This is a genomic window from Arsenicicoccus bolidensis DSM 15745, assembly GCF_000426385.1.
GTDB classification, from domain to species: Bacteria; Actinomycetota; Actinomycetes; order Actinomycetales; family Dermatophilaceae; genus Arsenicicoccus; species Arsenicicoccus bolidensis.
Window position 1 is genome coordinate 151,344 of sequence record NZ_AUFG01000001.1, and the last position, 15,338, is coordinate 166,681.

General features: G+C 72.6%; 12 protein-coding genes. 7 read left to right on the plus strand and 5 right to left on the minus strand.

Features of this window, described 5'->3' with window-relative positions; genetic code table 11:
• Positions 1-138: 138 nt before the first annotated feature.
• The 5 genes from K313_RS0100700 to K313_RS0100720 all read right to left on the minus strand — a co-directional run bounded on the left by K313_RS0100700 (position 139) and on the right by K313_RS0100720 (position 5,170).
• Positions 139-2,079: a PTS fructose-like transporter subunit IIB gene (locus K313_RS0100700; RefSeq protein ID WP_029210008.1), complete on the minus strand. Its 1,941-nt coding sequence runs from the start codon at positions 2,077-2,079 to the stop codon at positions 139-141.
• Positions 2,076-2,522: a PTS sugar transporter subunit IIA gene (locus tag K313_RS0100705; protein ID WP_019284735.1), complete on the minus strand. Its 447-nt coding sequence runs from the start codon at positions 2,520-2,522 to the stop codon at positions 2,076-2,078. Before K313_RS0100705 ends, K313_RS0100700 begins: the two co-directional genes overlap by 4 nt.
• 39 nt (positions 2,523-2,561) lie before the next feature.
• On the minus strand, positions 2,562-3,506 hold the full coding sequence (gene pfkB, locus K313_RS0100710; RefSeq protein WP_029210009.1) for a 1-phosphofructokinase: 945 nt from the start codon (positions 3,504-3,506) through the stop codon (positions 2,562-2,564).
• Complete coding sequence (locus K313_RS0100715; RefSeq protein WP_019284737.1) at positions 3,503-4,264, minus strand: DeoR/GlpR family DNA-binding transcription regulator; 762 nt, start codon at positions 4,262-4,264, stop codon at positions 3,503-3,505. Before K313_RS0100715 ends, pfkB begins: the two co-directional genes overlap by 4 nt.
• 246 nt (positions 4,265-4,510) lie before the next feature.
• A complete protein-coding gene (locus K313_RS0100720) occupies positions 4,511-5,170 on the minus strand; it encodes a nitroreductase family protein (protein WP_029210010.1) in 660 nt (219 codons plus the stop codon).
• Positions 5,171-5,242: 72 nt separating this feature from the next.
• On the opposite strand from K313_RS0100720, the gene K313_RS19505 reads away from it, so the two are divergent.
• The 7 genes from K313_RS19505 to ppdK all read left to right on the plus strand — a co-directional run bounded on the left by K313_RS19505 (position 5,243) and on the right by ppdK (position 15,326).
• Positions 5,243-5,785 (plus strand): RNA polymerase sigma factor, encoded by a 543-nt coding sequence (locus K313_RS19505; protein WP_029210011.1) that lies wholly within the window; start codon positions 5,243-5,245, stop codon positions 5,783-5,785.
• Between the two features lie 331 nt (positions 5,786-6,116).
• Positions 6,117-7,280 (plus strand): beta propeller repeat protein, encoded by a 1,164-nt coding sequence (locus K313_RS0100730; RefSeq protein WP_156911080.1) that lies wholly within the window; start codon positions 6,117-6,119, stop codon positions 7,278-7,280.
• Positions 7,281-7,304: 24 nt separating this feature from the next.
• The gene (locus K313_RS0100735; protein WP_029210013.1) at positions 7,305-9,983 is read left to right on the plus strand and encodes a bifunctional acetate--CoA ligase family protein/GNAT family N-acetyltransferase; all 2,679 of its coding nucleotides are present in this window, start codon (positions 7,305-7,307) and stop codon (positions 9,981-9,983) included.
• Positions 9,984-10,001: 18 nt separating this feature from the next.
• Entirely contained in the window at positions 10,002-10,643 is a 642-nt protein-coding gene (locus tag K313_RS0100740; RefSeq protein ID WP_019284742.1) for a DUF5998 family protein, read from the plus strand.
• A gap of 1 nt (position 10,644) precedes the next feature.
• Positions 10,645-11,808: an alkaline phosphatase family protein gene (locus tag K313_RS0100745; protein ID WP_240483909.1), complete on the plus strand. Its 1,164-nt coding sequence runs from the start codon at positions 10,645-10,647 to the stop codon at positions 11,806-11,808.
• Complete coding sequence (locus tag K313_RS0100750) at positions 11,808-12,503, plus strand: thymidine kinase (RefSeq protein ID WP_029210015.1); 696 nt, start codon at positions 11,808-11,810, stop codon at positions 12,501-12,503. The genes K313_RS0100745 and K313_RS0100750 overlap by 1 nt, the downstream gene beginning before the upstream one ends.
• Positions 12,504-12,623: 120 nt before the next feature.
• Positions 12,624-15,326 (plus strand): pyruvate, phosphate dikinase, encoded by a 2,703-nt coding sequence (gene ppdK, locus K313_RS0100755; RefSeq protein WP_029210016.1) that lies wholly within the window; start codon positions 12,624-12,626, stop codon positions 15,324-15,326.
• Positions 15,327-15,338: the final 12 nt, after the last annotated feature.

A 15,338-nucleotide genomic window follows, 5' to 3' on the forward strand; every position in this document is an offset into this window, starting at 1 on the left:
GTTGTGCGGGGGTCAGGTCGTGGGACTCACGGTATGTCGGGAACGTGGTCCCCGTCATACCGGGCTCGTGCAGCTCGTGCAGCTGGTGGAGCTGGTGCAGCCAGTGAGGGTGGTGCAGCGGTGCGGTGTGCGGGTGGATCAGGCGGCGACGGCGTCCCGCGCCGCGGGAGTGTCCGCAACGGCTCGGCGACTCTTGTCGGCGCCCTTGAGCGCGACGACGAGCAGCCCGGTGACGAGGGATCCGACGATGACCGCGAGGAGGAACATCAGCGGGTTGGTGATCAGCGGGGTGACCCACAGACCGCCGTGCGGCGCACGGCTGCCCGAGCCGAAGGCCATGATCAGCGCGCCGGTGATGCTCGACCCCACCATGGACGACAGGATGACGCGCCACGGGTCGGCGGCCGCGAACGGGATCGCGCCCTCGGAGATGAAGGACGCGCCGAGCAGCCACGAGGCCTTGCCGTTCTCCTGCTCCGCCTTGGTGAACAGCCTGGGTCGCAGGGCGGTCGCCAGGGCCATGCCCCACGGTGCGACCATGCCCGCGCCCATGACCGCAGCCATGATCTTGAGCTGCGGGGCGTCCGTCGCCCCGGCCGCCACGGCGGACAGGCCGGTCGTGCCGAAGGTGTAGGCCACCTTGTTGACGGGACCGCCTAGGTCGAAGCCCATCATCAGGCCGAGGATGAGACCGAGCAGGATCGCGTTGGAGCCGGACATGCCGGTCAGCGCGCTGCTCAGGGAGTCCATGAGGCCCTTGATCGGGCGGCCGAGGATCAGGATCATCGCGCCGGCGGTGATCAGGGTCGACAGCAGCGGGATGACGACGACCGGCATGACGCCGCGGATGCCCTTGTGGACCTTCCACCCGGCGATCCAGCGCGCCGCGAAGCCGGCGATGAAGCCGGTGACGATGCCGCCGAGGAAGCCGGCGCCCATGGTGTTGGCGATGAAGCCGCCGACGATGCCCGGGACCAGGCCCGGCCGGTCGGCGATGCCGTAGGCGATGAAGCCCGACAGGATCGGCACCAGGAAGTTGAAGGCCGCCCCGCCGATCAGGAACAGCAGCGCCGCCCAGTGCATCCCGTTGCCGGGGTTGAAGGCGTTCTGCAGGACCGTGACCTTGTCGGTGGCGCCGGCCGGGTTGAGGGTGTACATCGACGTGACGTCGATGGCGCCCTGCTTGCCGCCGAACACCTGGGCCAGCATGAAGCCCAGGGCGATGAGGATGCCGCCGGCCGCGACGAACGGGATCATGTAGGACACACCGGTCATCAGCCACTGACGGATCTTCGTGCCGGTGCCGACGCGCTCGGTCTCGCGGGCGGACGTGGCCCCTGTCGTCGCGGCGGTGCTCGCAGCGGACACCGGTGTGGCGGACGCCGTCGAGCTCCCACGCTCGGCGACCAGCCGCTCGACCTCGGCGATGAGGGCGGGGGAGTCGGACACGGCCTTCTTGACGCCCACGTCGACGGTCGGCTTGCCGGCGAACCGGCCGGCGTCCTTGACCTCGAGGTCGTGGGCGAAGATCACCCCGTCGGCGGCGTCGATGACCGACTGGTCCAGCGGCTCCGAGCCGGCCGAGCCCTGGGTCTCGACCACCATGGTGTGGCCGGCCTCCTTGGCCGCCTGCTCCAGGCCCTCGGCGGCCATGTAGGTGTGGGCGATGCCGGTGGGGCAGCTGGTCACGCCGACCAGGGAGAGCGAGCGGGCGCCACCCGACGTGACGCCGGACGCGGTCCCACCCGAGGCGGCGGGCGCCGCCGTACGAGCCTGCTCCGCGGCCTCGACCGCCTGCGCGACCAGGGCCGGTGCCCCGGACACAGCCTTCTTGACGCCCACGTCGATGGTCGGCTTGCCGGCGAACCGGCCGGCGTCCTTGACCTCGAGGTCGTGGGCGAAGATGACGGCGTCGGCGGCGTCGATGACCGACTGGTCGAGCGGCTCGGAGCCGGCCGAGCCCTGGGTCTCGACGACCATCTCGTGGCCTGCCTCCCGAGCAGCCTGCTCGAGGGCCTCGGCGGCCATGTAGGTGTGCGCGATGCCCGTCGGGCAGCTGGTGACGCCGACCAGCCTCACTGCTCGACCTCGGACCGGACGATCTGGACGACCTCGGCCGGGGTCACGGCGTTGCGCAGGGACTCCTTGAACTCGGCACGCATGAGCTTGCGGGCGAGCATGGCCAGGATCTTGAGGTGGTCCTCGCCGCCGCCCTCGGGCGCCGCGATGAGGAAGATCAAGGTGGCGGGCCCGTCCTCGGACCCCCAGTCGATGCCCTCGCGGGAGCGCCCGAAGACGAGCGAGGGCTCGGTCACGTGCGTGGAGCGGCAGTGCGGGATGCCGATGCCGCCGGGCAGCCCGGTCGCCATCTGCTCCTCGCGCTTGCGCACGTCGTCGAGGAAGCCCTCGAGGTCGGTCACCCGCCCCTCCGCGACCAGGGTCTCGCCCAGGGTCCGGGTGGCGTCGGTGCGGTCGGTGGCGCGGAGGTCCAGCACGACCTGCTTCTCGGTGATGAGGGACATGATCTCTCCTTGATGGGGTGGGGTCTGGTGAGCGGCGTCTCAGAGAGACAGGGTGAGGTCGACCGGGTCGCTGACCCTGACGTCGATCCTCGCAACATCCTCGGGAGTCGGCACCTCGGTGCCCGGCAGGCAGACCGCGGCCGACCCGAACGCGACGGCGGTGCGCAGCGCCGCCGACGGCGTGTCGCCACGGCTCAGCGCGTGCAGGTAGCCCGCGAGCAGGGAGTCCCCGGCGCCCACGGTGGACAGCGGGTTGGTGATGGTGGCGGCGGCGTGCGCGACCTCGTCGGGGGTGACCAGGAGGGCGCCCTTGCTGCCCAGGCTGACCACGACGCTGCCGACGCCGCCGGCGATCAGGGTGCGGCACGCGTCGACGACGTCGCCCACGGTCGCCAGCGGGCGGCCGACGAGCTCCTCGAGCTCCTCGTCGTTGGGCTTGATCAGGTCGGGGGAGGCGGCGACGGCCGCGGCCATCGGTGCGCCGCTGGAGTCGATGGCCACCTTGGCGCCCGCCTCGTGGCCGCGGCGGACCAGGTCGACGTAGAAGGCGGGGTCCAGGCCCTGGGGGAGCGAGCCGCAGCCCACGAGCCAGGTGAGGCCCCGGCCCGCGGCGCGGTCGACGGCGGCCAGGAGCGCCGCCACCTCGTTCTCGGACAGTGCCGGCCCGAGCTCGTTGACCTTGGTGGTGGTGCCGTCCGGCTCGACGATGCCGACGTTGGCGCGGATGCTCCCCGCGATCTCGACGGCCTCGACGGGCAGGGCGATCTCGCGCAGCAGGGTCTGCATGATCTGGCCCTGGGGGCCGCCGACCGGCAGCACGGCGACCGTGTCGGTCCCGTTGACCGCGAGGGCCCGGGACACGTTGATGCCCTTGCCTCCCGGGTCGAGCCGCGAGTCGGTGGCGCGCTGCACCGCGCCACGCTGCAGCGTCGTCACCGCGATGGTGCGGTCGACGCTGGGGTTGGGTGTCAGGGTCAGGATCACGCGCGGACCACCTCCGGGCCGTGGGCTTCGAGCTCTGCGGCGGTCTCGGGGTCGAGACCGCTGTCGGTGACGATGGTGTCGACGTCGCTCAGCCGCCCGAACCGCGAGAAGTGGGCGACGCCGATCTTGCTGTGGTCGGCCAGGACGACGACACGCTGGGCGACGGTGACCATGGCGCGCTTGACGGTGGCCTCGGACGGGTCGGGCGTGGTGAGCCCCTCGTCCGGCGTGAGGCCGTTGGTGCCGATGAAGGCGACGTCCACGTGGATGTCGCGCAGCGCGTCGACCGACCAGGAGCCGACAGAGGCGAGCGTCTTGGCACGCACGCGACCTCCGAGGAGATAGAGCGAGATGTCCTCCCGCGTGCTGACCGCCTGCGCGATCGACAGGGAGTTGGTGACGACGGTCAGCTCGCCGCCGGTGGGCAGCAGGTGCGCGAGCGCCAGGGTGGACGTGCCGGCGTCCAGGAGGATGCTGCCGTCGACGGGGACCAGCTCGCGGGCGCGCTGGGCGATGGCGGACTTCTCGGCGGTCCGCTGCTCCGAGCGCATCTGGGTGGTGGGCTCGAACGCGAGCTTCTCGATGGCGATCGCCCCGCCGTGGACACGACGCACCAGGCCGTGGCGCTCCAGGACGGTCAGGTCGCGGCGGATGGTCTCGGGCGTGACGTCGAGCTCGGCCGCCAGCACGGCGACCTCGACGCGGGACTGCGAGCGGGATCGCTCCACGATCAGCTGGTGACGCTCGTGCTGGTGCACAGGCGGCCTCTCCTTCGTCGGGCCAGGCCCGCTCGTCGTCGACGACGAGCGGAGCACCGCGGACCCGGCCAGACGGCCATGGCTCGCGGATGCCGCAACCGTATACCCGGTTGTGTTTGTTCTGCCAGAGATGTGGCGAACAAACAGAGGAAGTTGGCGCGCTTTGCCGCGGTCGAGCACAAGAGTTGTGTCCGACCGGGCGCTAGCGATGTCCGATCAGGGGCAACCGGACTCCGTGGTGGGTGGTCAGCTCGGCTCGGCATACCCGGTCGACGTGGGCCGCTCGGCGAGGAACGGCCGCCCGAAGGTGCCCTCGTGGGCCACCTCGGACACGGGCCGACGCGCCCGGGACGCGCTGCCCCTCGTCCCGCGGTCGCCGTCGGGGTGGGGATGTCCCAGGGCCAGCGTCGCCACCAGGCGCCGGTCGGCCGGTATGCCGAACGCCTCCCGCACGGCGTCATGGCGGTCGCCGGGCACGCCGAAGAGCAGTCCGCCGAGCCCCTCGTCGTGGACCGCCAGCAGGGCCAGCAGGGCCGCCATCCCGGCGTCGACGTCCCAGTAGCGGATCGGCCACCGGTCGACGGACCGGTCCTGCCACCCCTTGTCCGGCTCGGCGTAGCGGTCGAGGTATCTCTCGGGGTCGCTGCACACCAGGACCAGGCAGGGCGCCGTGAGCAGGCCGCGCAGCCACGCGTCGGGCGGTCCGGGTCGACGGGTCGCCTCCCAGTAGCGGTCGACGTCTGGCCGCCGCGCCAGGACCACGAAGTCCCAGCCCTGGGCCCAGCCGGCGCTCGGCGCGTGCGTCGCCTCGGTCAGCGCGCGGACGAGCACCTCGCGCGGGACGGGCCGGTCGGGGTCGAAGCGGCGGCGCATGCGACGCGTGGTGACGAGGGTGCCGTGGTCCATCACCAGAGCGTGACATAGTGACCGCGTTGGATCAGCACCCAACCCATGAGGGGACAGGGACGTCGAAGGGGCATGACCACAGCAACGATCGCCCTCGACGTCCCCCGGGTGTGGGGAGGGAGGATCGTGGCGCGTCCGCAGACGGCCACCGAGGACGCCGTGCGTGAGATCTACCGCGCGCACTACGGCATGCTCGCAGGCTGGGCGACCAAGCTCGCCGGGGACCCCGACCTCGGGCACGACTTCGCCACGGAGGCGTTCGTCAAGCTGCTGCGGCACGTCGACTCGGTCAACGAGCCGCGCGCGTGGCTCTACACCGCCACCGGTAATCTCGTGCGGGACCACTGGCGCAAGCGCGGTCGTGAGGCGATCGCCTACGGCAAGGTCGGCGACGAGACCACCACCGTCGCCACCGACCACTCGACGACGCTCACCGTCCGTGACGCCGTCCAGTCGCTGCCCGACCGGCTGCGGATGGCGGTCATGATGCACTACTTCGCCGACCGGCCGGTGGCCACGGACGCCGAACAGCTCGGCAAGTCCCAGGGCGCGGTCAAGCGCGACCTGTACGACGCGCGGGCCCGCCTCGCCCCGATCCTGGAGGGAGTCCGATGAGCCCGTCGACCCGGGACCCCGCGGTCGCGATCCCTTCGGCGAGTCCTTCGGCGAGCGCGGCGAGCCCTACCGCGACGACCTCTACCGTGACGAGCCCTACCGTGACGAGCCCTACCGTGACGAGCCCTACCGTGACGAGGACGGCCGGCTCGACCAGCACGATCCCGTCGCCGACTTCTTCCGCGCCCAGCGCGAGGGCATCACCCCGCTGCCGGCCGACGACCTGCGCTGGCAGCGCATCGCCCGCGAGGGTCGGGGGGCTCGCCGCCCTCGTGGGCGGTGGCAGACCATCGCCGCGACCGCCGCCGTCGCGGCCGTCGGCGGCGGTGTGGTGGTCGCCCAGCAGGGCGGCCTCCTTCCTGACCGGTCCTCCTCGGTGGCCCCGGCCACCGACGCCTCGACCGCCCAGGTGGGTCAGCGGGTCCCGGCGGGCTTCGACGTCGGGGCCGTGACCCAGGCGCGCAAGCCGGGCACGACCGCTCCCGGACCGCTGCACGCCCTGGGCAGCGGCAGCTGCGCCGGCGCGACCACCTGCCCGGTCCGCGCGACCAGCACCGACGGCGGGCGCAGCTGGCGCGTGACGGCCGTCTTCCCCCAGCACACCGTGCTCGACCGGGCCGACGCCTCCGCGCGGCCGACCCCCCGCACGCTCTCCGAGGTCGTCTTCGCCGACGACCTCAACGGCTGGGTCTACGGCGGGGCGCTGCTGCGCACCACCGACGGCGGGCGCACCTGGAGCCCCGCCGCCCACCCGGGGGCGATCGTGCTCGCCGTCGAGGCCACCGACGACGAGGTCGCGGTGGCCGCCGTCGACGAGTGCGGGGCCCGGGCCTGTGGCCAGGCCGTGCTCGTGCGCCGCGCCGAGCTCGACGGCACCGTGCCGGTGGACGTCCGGGTGCCGACGACGCGGGGGGATGCCCCGGTGCAGCGCGTCGACCTCGGCTGGCACGACGGCAACGTCCTCGTCTCGGGGATCGTCGGGACCGACCGCGGCCCGCAGGGCATGCAGGCCGCGTCCGTGTCCGCGACCGGCGTGGCCACGCCGCTCACGGCGATCGACGAGGGGTGCCCCAACTCGATGGGCCTGCAGATCTCGCGGCCGGCCGGCGAGTACCTCTACGCCCGCTGCTCCATCGGGTCTGCCGCCGGCTCGGCCGATCTCAGCCTCGTGATGAGTGCCGACGGCGGCCGGACCTGGGACTTCACCGCGATGGACCCGGCCAAGGGCGTGCCGGCCAACGCGTTGGTCGCCCCCTCCGACGACCAGCACGTCGTCGCGGCGTCCCCCACGTCATACGTGCTGCAGGCGAGCCGCGACGGGGGCGCCACCTTCGCGGCGCCCACGAAGCCTCCGGCCGCCCGCAACGGCTGGGTGGCCCTGCGCCACGAGGCCGGCGGCTTCCTGGCCGTGCCGCGCGGCGAGCGGGGCGCCTACTACCTCGGCAGCCACGACGGCCTGACGTGGCGCAAGGTCCAGGTCGCCGGAGCGCCCTGACGCGCGACGTGGGATCCTGACCGCATGAGCGTGCAGCGTGGCAGCCACGGACCCGGTCGGCTCGGGGTCTCGGACCCCAGCTCGTGGGAGGCGGACGTCGTCCTGCGGGACGGGTCGGTGTGCCACCTGCGCCCGATCCGCCCCGACGACCGGGACCGCGTCCAGGCCTTCCACTCGCGCCAGTCGGCCGAGTCGATCTACCTGCGGTTCTTCGCGCCCATCAAGGAGATCAGCGCCAAGGACCTGACCCGCTTCACCGAGGTCGACCAGGTCGACCGGGTGGCGCTGGTGGCCACGGTGCGCGACGACATCATCGGGATCGGTCGCTACGACACGATCCGCCCGGGGGTCGCCGAGGTGGCGTTCAACATCTCCGACCACTACCAGGGCAAGGGCATCGGCTCGGTGCTGCTCGAGCACCTCGCGGCCATCGGCCAGGAGCTGGGCGTCGAGGAGTTCGTGGCCGACGTCCTGCCGCAGAACCGCAAGATGATGAAGGTCTTCACCGACGCCGGCTACGAGGTCAAGCACCACTTCGACGACGGCGTAATCGCCGTCACCTTCCAGATCAGGCCCACCGTGCGCTCCGAGCTCGTGCGGCTCTCGCGCGAGCACCGCTCGGAGGCGGCCAGCATCCGCACCGTCGTCGAGCCGGCCTCGGTGGTCGTCGTGGGCGCCAGTCCCCGCGTCGAGGCGCTCGGCCACCTGATCCTCGACAACCTCTTGCGTGGCGGCTACACCGGGGTGCTGCACGCCGTCCACCCGACGGCGTCCGAGGTGCTCGGCGTCCCGTGCCACCCCTCGGTGAGCGCGATCGGAGAGCCCGTCGACCTCGCGGTGGTGGCCGTCCCGGCGTCCGAGGTGCTGGGCGTCGTCGACGACTGCGCCGCCGCGGGCGTCAAGTCCCTCGTCGTGGCGTCCTCCGGCTTCGCGGAGTCCGGTCCCGAGGGGCAGGAGCGCCAGCGCGCGCTGCTGCAGCACGCCCACGCCAACGGGCTGCGCGTCGTCGGGCCCAACACCATCGGCGTCGCCAACAACGCGCTGCACCTCAATGCCACGGTTGCACCCCGGCTCCCCAAGCCGGGCACGCTGGGGCTGTTCGCCCAGAGCGGTGCCCTGGGCGTGGCGGTCCTGGACGCCGCGCAGAGGCGCAACCTCGGCGTCTCGGTGTTCGCGTCCGCGGGCAACCGCGCCGACGTCTCCGGCAACGACCTCATGCAGTACTTCATCGACGACCCGGGCACCGAGGCCGTGGGCATGCACCTGGAGTCGGTGGGCAACCCCCGCAAGTTCTCCCGCATCGCCCGTCAGCTCGCGGCCTCCAAGCCCGTCATCGTGGTCAAGTCGGGCTACTCCGGCTACTCGGTCCCGCCCGGCCACCCGGTCCGCCCCACCCGGGTGCCCCGCGAGGCCTTCGACGCGATGATGACCCAGGCCGGGGTCATGCGCGTCGAGAACGTCCACCAGCTCTTCGACGTGGCCGCGCTCGTGACCTCCCAGCCGCTGCCCCGGGGGCGTCGGGTCGCGATCGTCGGCAACGCGCACGCGCTGGGCGCCCTCACCGGGGACGCCTGCCTGGACCGCGGGCTCGAGGTCACCCACGGGCCGGTGTCGCTGGCTCCCGAGGCGACGGCCGAGGCCTTCGCCCAGGCGCTGCGCTCCGCGCTCGAGGACCCCGCCGTCGACGCCGTGCTGACCTGCTTCATCCCCCCGCTGGTCACCGCCGACGAGTCGATCGTCAGCACCGTCGCGCAGGTGGCCGCCGGCAGCGACAAGCCGGTCCTCGGCACCTTCCTCGGCATGCGGGGCGTCGCGGACCCCCGGACCGGTGAGGGTCCTGGTCACGTGGGGTCGGTCCCGGCATACCCCATGCCCGAGGACGCCGTCCTCGCCCTCGACCAGGCCGTCCGGTACGCCGCCTGGCGCGAGGCCGACAAGGGCGAGCGGGTGAGCTATGACGACATCGACCGGCACGCCGCCTTCGCCGTGATCGACGGCGTCCTGCAGGACGCGCCGCAAGGCCGGGCGCTCACCGACGACGAGGCCCACGACCTCCTCGCGGCCTACGGCGTGCCCGTATGGCGCCGCGTGCGGGTCTTGTCGCCGGACGAGGCGGTCGCGGCCGCCGCCGTCGTGGGCTATCCCGTCATGATCAAGTCCGTCTCCCAGGTGCTGCGGCACTCGCCGGGGCTCGGCGCGCTCCGGCTGGACCTCGACGACGAGGAGGAGGTGCGCGAGGCCTACGGCCACCTGGTCACGCGCTTCGGCTCCCTCGGCGACCTCGCCCTCGTCGTCCAGGCGATGGCCGGGCCCGGGGTGGCCTGCGTGGTCCGTTCCACCGAGGACGCGCTCTTCGGACCCGTCGTGAGCTTCTCCGTCGCCGGCGCGCCCACCGAGCTCCTCGGGGACGTCAGCCACCGCATCCCCCCGCTGACCGACCGCGACGCCAGGGAGCTCGTCACCACGGTCAAGGCCTTCCCGATGCTCGACGGGCACCGCGGCGCCGAGCCGGTCGACCTGGCGGCGCTGCAGGACGTCGTCGGACGCGTCTCCGTGCTCGCCGACGACTTCCCCGAGGTCGCCGCCCTCGAGCTCAACCCCCTCAACGCCCGCCCCGGCGGCGTCGACGTGCTGGGCGCCGAGATCACGCTGGCCCGGCCCGGGCTGCGCACGGACTCCGACCGTCGAGCCATGACGGGTTGACGGCTCGCAGGTGCCACAATGGCGGCCATGCCTCGCGCCTCGCAGACCCCGGCCGACCTGCTCCCGCACTCCTTGCGGCGTGACATCGAGCGGGCCGGCTACTACCCGGCCCTCGTGGCCGACGTCGTCGCCGAGGCCGCCTGCGGCGAGGAGGTCGTCGAGCACCTGGTCCACCAGGAGACGACCTTCGACCACGACGGGATCCTGCGCCACGTCACGGTCCTCGTGCTGACGCCCTCGCGGCTCGTGGTGGGGCACGTGGACGACCACGTCGACGCCGCCTCGTCCGCCGGGGTGCCCCGCACCGGACGCGCGGCCGACCGCCCCGTCGACACCGTCGTGACGGCGACCTCCGAGTCGGTGCCGCTGTCCTCGGTCCGCGGGGTCATGCTCACGCACGTCGTGGCGTCGGCGACGTCATACCGGCCCGGCAGCCTCGGGGGAGAGGTGACCGTCTCGCTCGGGTGGGGCGCGGTCAACCGCGTGGACCTCATGCCCGCCGACTGCGACAACCCGGAGTGCGACGCCGACCACGGCTACGAGGGCACGATCTCCAGCGACGACATCTCGTTCCGCGTGAGCTCGGACGCCGACGGCCCCGAGGCCGTGGCGCAGGCCCGGGCGTTCGCGCGCGCGCTGTCCCTCGCCACGGGTCGCTGACGTGCGGCGGGAGGTCGTGGCCCGGCTGGCGGACGCCTACACCGGCCTGGGGCTCGCCGACGTGCTGCCCGGGGTGGCACGGTCCCTCGGGGTGGACCTGGGTCCCCGCGAGGTGGGGCGACTGACGCTCCCGCGCTCGCGGCGCGCCGTGGTGGTGCTCGTCGACGGGCTCGGCCGCCACCTGCTCGAGGCGCGCCGCGGGCACGCGCCGTTCCTGCGCGGCGCCATGACCGGCTCGCCGGGGCTGCAGGCGGGATTCCCCTCCACCACGGCCACGAGCATGGGGACCTTCGGCACCGGCCTGCCGCCGGGCGCCCACGGCCTCGTCGGCTACCAGGTGCTCGTGCCGGGCGAGGACCGCACGTTCAACGAGCTGGCCTGGGACGAGGGCGTCGACCCCTTCGTGTGGCAGCCGCACGACACCGTCCTGCAGCGCTGCGAGCGCGCCGGCGTCGCGGTGACCCGCATCGGGCCGCACTACTTCGACGGGTCCGGGCTGACCAACGCGGCGCTGCGCGGCGGAGCCTTCCTCGGTGCCAAGGACCTGGACGCGCGGGTCGAGGTCGCGGCGCGCACCGCGGCGGCGGCGCCTCGCACCCTCGTCTACCTCTACTGGGGCGAGCTCGACAAGACCGGCCACGTCCACGGCTGGGAGTCGCCCGAGTGGACCGCCGAGCTCGAGCACGTCGACGACCAGCTCGCCCGCCTGCGCCGGCTGCTGCCCGAGGACTGCGCCCTGCATGTCACCGCCGACCACGGCATGGTCGACGTGCCCCTCGACCGTCGCCTCGACGTCGCGGCCGAGCCGGACCTGGCCGCCGGCGTGCGCCACGTCGGGGGCGAGCCGCGCTCCCTCCAGCTGTATGCCGAGGACCCCGGCGCCTCGTCCGTCGCCGCCATGGTCGAGCGCTGGGCGGCCCGGCTCGGTGACGACGCGCTCGTCAGGACGCGTGAGCAGGTCGTCGACGAGGGCTGGTTCGGCGTGGTCGGCCCGGCGGTCGTGCCGCGCATCGGTGACGTGGTCGTCGCCATGACGGGGTCGATGGCGGTGGTCGACTCGCGCATCATGCGTCCCGAGCTGATGGGTCTGCTCGGCGTGCACGGGTCCGTGACCGAGCAGGAGACCGCCATACCCCTGCTGACCTGGCCCGCGAGGAAGAGCTGATGATCGACGGTGACGACGGTGACGACATGGACGACGAGGATGCGGTCCGCCCGAGCCCGGACCAGAACCCGCTCTTCGGCATCTGCCACCTGGCGCCCGCCGTCGGTCGCCTGCGCTTCCACGCGGGGCTGATGGGCGCGGGCAAGTCGGCGCTCGCGATCCAGGTCGGCTTCCACCGACGGCAGGCGGGCCGCCCCGGCCTCATCTTCACCTCCGCCGACCGCGCGGGGTCCGGCACCCTCTCGTCCCGGCTCGGCCTGTCGGTGTCCGCGCGGGAGTTCACCGAGGAGACCGACTTCGTCGCGACCGTCGGCGAGGCCCTCCCTGCTCGCGGCTTCGTCATCGTCGACGAGGCCCAGTTCCTCACCCCGGGCCAGGTCGACGAGCTCGCCCTGCTCGTGGACCAGATGGCCGTCGACGTCGACTGCTTCGGGCTGCTGACGGCCTTCGACTCGCACACCTTCCCCGGCTCGCAGCGGCTCGTGGAGCTCGCCGACGACATCCTCGACCTCGTCGAGGTGCTGTGCTGGTGCGGCCAGGCGGGCCGCGTCAACGCCCGCATCGAGGGCGGCGAGGTCATCCGGTCGGGCTCGCAGGTGGCCGTGGGCGACCTGGGCGGGGGCGCGGGCGCGACCTACCGCGTGCTCTGCCGACGGCACTGGCGCGAGGGCGAGCCCGGTCCCGGCGTCCTCTGACGCGATGTGACCTGCACCACCGACCCCCGGCTCGGGTGCCTGCGAGGACCGGGCTAGGTTGGGGCCACCAGGGCGAGCACCGACGGCTCGTGACCAGAAGGTTGTCAAAGGGGACGATCGATGACGACGTACGTATACGACTTCGAGCACGGTGACAAGGACCAGAAGGACCTGCTCGGGGGCAAGGGTGCCAACCTCGCCGAGATGACCAAGCTCGGCCTCCCGGTGCCACCCGGCTTCACCATCACCACCGAGGCCTGCCGGGCCTACCTGGAGCAGGGCCAGGCCCCCGCGGAGCTCGGGGTCCAGGTCACCAAGGAGCTCCGCCTCCTGGAGCAGAAGATGGGTCGTCGGCTGGGCAACGCCGACGACCCTCTCCTCGTGTCCGTGCGGTCCGGAGCCAAGTTCTCCATGCCCGGGATGATGGAGACGGTCCTCAACATCGGTCTCAACGACGACTCCGTCGAGGGGCTCGGCCGCATCGGCGGCGACGAGCGGTTCGCCTGGGACTCCTACCGCCGGCTCATCCAGATGTTCGGCGCCACGGTCATGCACATCGAGTCGAGCCGGTTCGCCGACGCCCTGGACGCCAAGAAGGACGAGCACGGCGCCAAGACCGACCCCGAGCTCAGCGTCGACGCGCTCCGTGAGCTGGTCGACGAGTACAAGCAGATCGTCCGCGACGAGACCGGCCGGGACTTCCCCCAGTGGCCGCGCGAGCAGCTCGACATGGCGATCATCGCGGTGTTCAAGTCGTGGAACACCGAGCGCGCCCGGCTCTACCGCCGCCGCGAGCGCATCCCGCACGACCTCGGCACCGCCGTCAACGTCTGCACCATGGTGTTCGGCAACATGGGCGACACGTCCGGCACCGGCGTGGCGTTCACCCGCGACCCCTCCACCGGTCACTCGGGCCACTACGGCGACTACCTGATCAACGCCCAGGGCGAGGACGTCGTCGCCGGCATCCGCAACACCATGTCCCTGGCCGACATGGGCACCCACCACCCCGAGCCGTTCAAGCAGCTCGAGCAGAACCTCCACCTGCTCGAGACGCACTACCGCGACCTGTGCGACGTCGAGTTCACGGTCGAGCGGGGCAAGCTCTGGATGCTGCAGACCCGCGTGGGCAAGCGCACCGCCAACGCGGCCTTCCGCATCGCGGGTCAGCTGGTCGACGAGCAGCTCATCACGATGAACGAGGCCCTCGAGCGGGTCACCGGAGAGCAGCTCGTCCAGCTGATGTTCCCGCAGCTGGACCCCGACGGGGATCGCACGCTGCTCACCAGGGGCATGGCAGCCTCCCCGGGCGCAGCGGTCGGCACGATCGTCTTCGACTCGGCGGCCGCCGTGGCCAAGGCCGAGGCGGGGGAGAAGGTCCTGCTCGTCCGCCGTGAGACCAACCCCGACGACCTGTCGGGCATGATCGCCTCCGTCGGCATCCTCACCGCCCGCGGCGGCAAGACCTCCCACGCCGCCGTCGTCGCGCGCGGCATGGGCCGCACCTGCGTGTGCGGGGCCGAAGAGCTCCAGATCGACGCCAACGCCAAGACCATGGTGGTCGGCGACCGGACCTTCGGCGAGGGCGACTGGCTCTCCATCGACGGCGCCACCGGCGAGGTCTTCGAGGGCGAGCTCGAGGTCGTCCCCAGCCCGGTCATGCGCTACCTCGAGGAGGGGATCGAGCGGGGTGTCGAGGGTCTCGACGACGAGACCACGGAGCTCGTCAAGGCGGTCGACCGGCTGCTCACCCACGCCGACAAGGTCCGCCGCCTCGACGTCCGGACCAACGCCGACACCGCCGACGACTCCCGCCGCGCCCGGCAGCTCGGCGCCCAGGGCATCGGCCTGTGCCGGACCGAGCACATGTTCCTCGGGGACCGCCGCGTGCTGATCGAGCGGATGATCCTCGCCACGTCCGACGAGGACAAGCAGTCGGCGCTCGACGCGCTGCTGCCGCTGCAGCGCCAGGACTTCGTCGAGATGCTGGAGGCGATGGACGGGCTGCCCATGACGGTGCGCCTGCTCGACCCGCCGCTGCACGAGTTCCTGCCCGACCTGACCGAGCTGTCCGTCAAGGTCGCGGTCGCCGAGGCCAAGGGCGAGCCCGACGCGCGCGACGTCGAGCTGCTGACGGCCGTGCGCAAGCAACACGAGTCCAACCCGATGCTCGGTCTGCGCGGCGTCCGCCTCGGCCTGACCGTCAAGGGTCTGTTCGCGCTGCAGGTGCGGGCGCTGGCCGAGGCCGCCGCCATCCGCAAGCAGGCGGGGGGCGACCCCCGGCCCGAGGTCATGGTGCCGCTCGTGGGCTCCATCAACGAGCTGGACCTGATCCGGGACGAGGCCGAGCGCATCATCGCCGAGGTCGCCGAGCAGCAGGGCGTCGAGCTGCAGATGCCGATCGGCACCATGATCGAGCTGCCGCGCGCCGCCCTCACGGCCGAGCGCATCGCCGAGTCCGCCGACTTCTTCTCGTTCGGGACCAACGACCTGACCCAGACGACCTGGGGCTTCTCGCGCGACGACGTGGAGGCGGCGTTCTTCACCAACTACATGGACAAGGGCGTCTTCACGGTGTCGCCGTTCGAGACGATCGACCGCACCGGCGTGGGTCGGCTGGTCCAGCTCGGCGCCGAGGGCGGCCGCGCGGGCAACCCCGGCATCCACCTCGGCGTCTGCGGCGAGCACGGTGGAGACCCCGCGTCGATCCACTTCTTCGACTCCGTGGGGCTGGACTACGTGTCCTGCTCGCCGTTCCGCGTGCCGGTCGCCCGGCTCGAGGCGGGCCGCGCCACGGTCGGGGACAGCGACGCCACCGCCTGACCTGCCGTATGC

What these genes read in the sequence shown, in the direction of transcription:
- K313_RS0100705 (WP_019284735.1), bottom strand. Translation starts at nt 2,522, where the DNA reads ATGTCCCTCATCACCGAGAAGCAGGTCGTGCTGGACCTCCGCGCCACC.
- K313_RS0100720 (WP_029210010.1), bottom strand. Translation starts at nt 5,170, where the DNA reads ATGGACCACGGCACCCTCGTCACCACGCGTCGCATGCGCCGCCGCTTC.
- K313_RS19505 (WP_029210011.1), top strand. Translation starts at nt 5,243, where the DNA reads ATGACCACAGCAACGATCGCCCTCGACGTCCCCCGGGTGTGGGGAGGG.
- K313_RS0100735 (WP_029210013.1), top strand. Translation starts at nt 7,305, where the DNA reads ATGAGCGTGCAGCGTGGCAGCCACGGACCCGGTCGGCTCGGGGTCTCG.
- K313_RS0100740 (WP_019284742.1), top strand. Translation starts at nt 10,002, where the DNA reads ATGGCGGCCATGCCTCGCGCCTCGCAGACCCCGGCCGACCTGCTCCCG.
- K313_RS0100750 (WP_029210015.1), top strand. Translation starts at nt 11,808, where the DNA reads ATGATCGACGGTGACGACGGTGACGACATGGACGACGAGGATGCGGTC.
- ppdK (WP_029210016.1), top strand. Translation starts at nt 12,624, where the DNA reads ATGACGACGTACGTATACGACTTCGAGCACGGTGACAAGGACCAGAAG.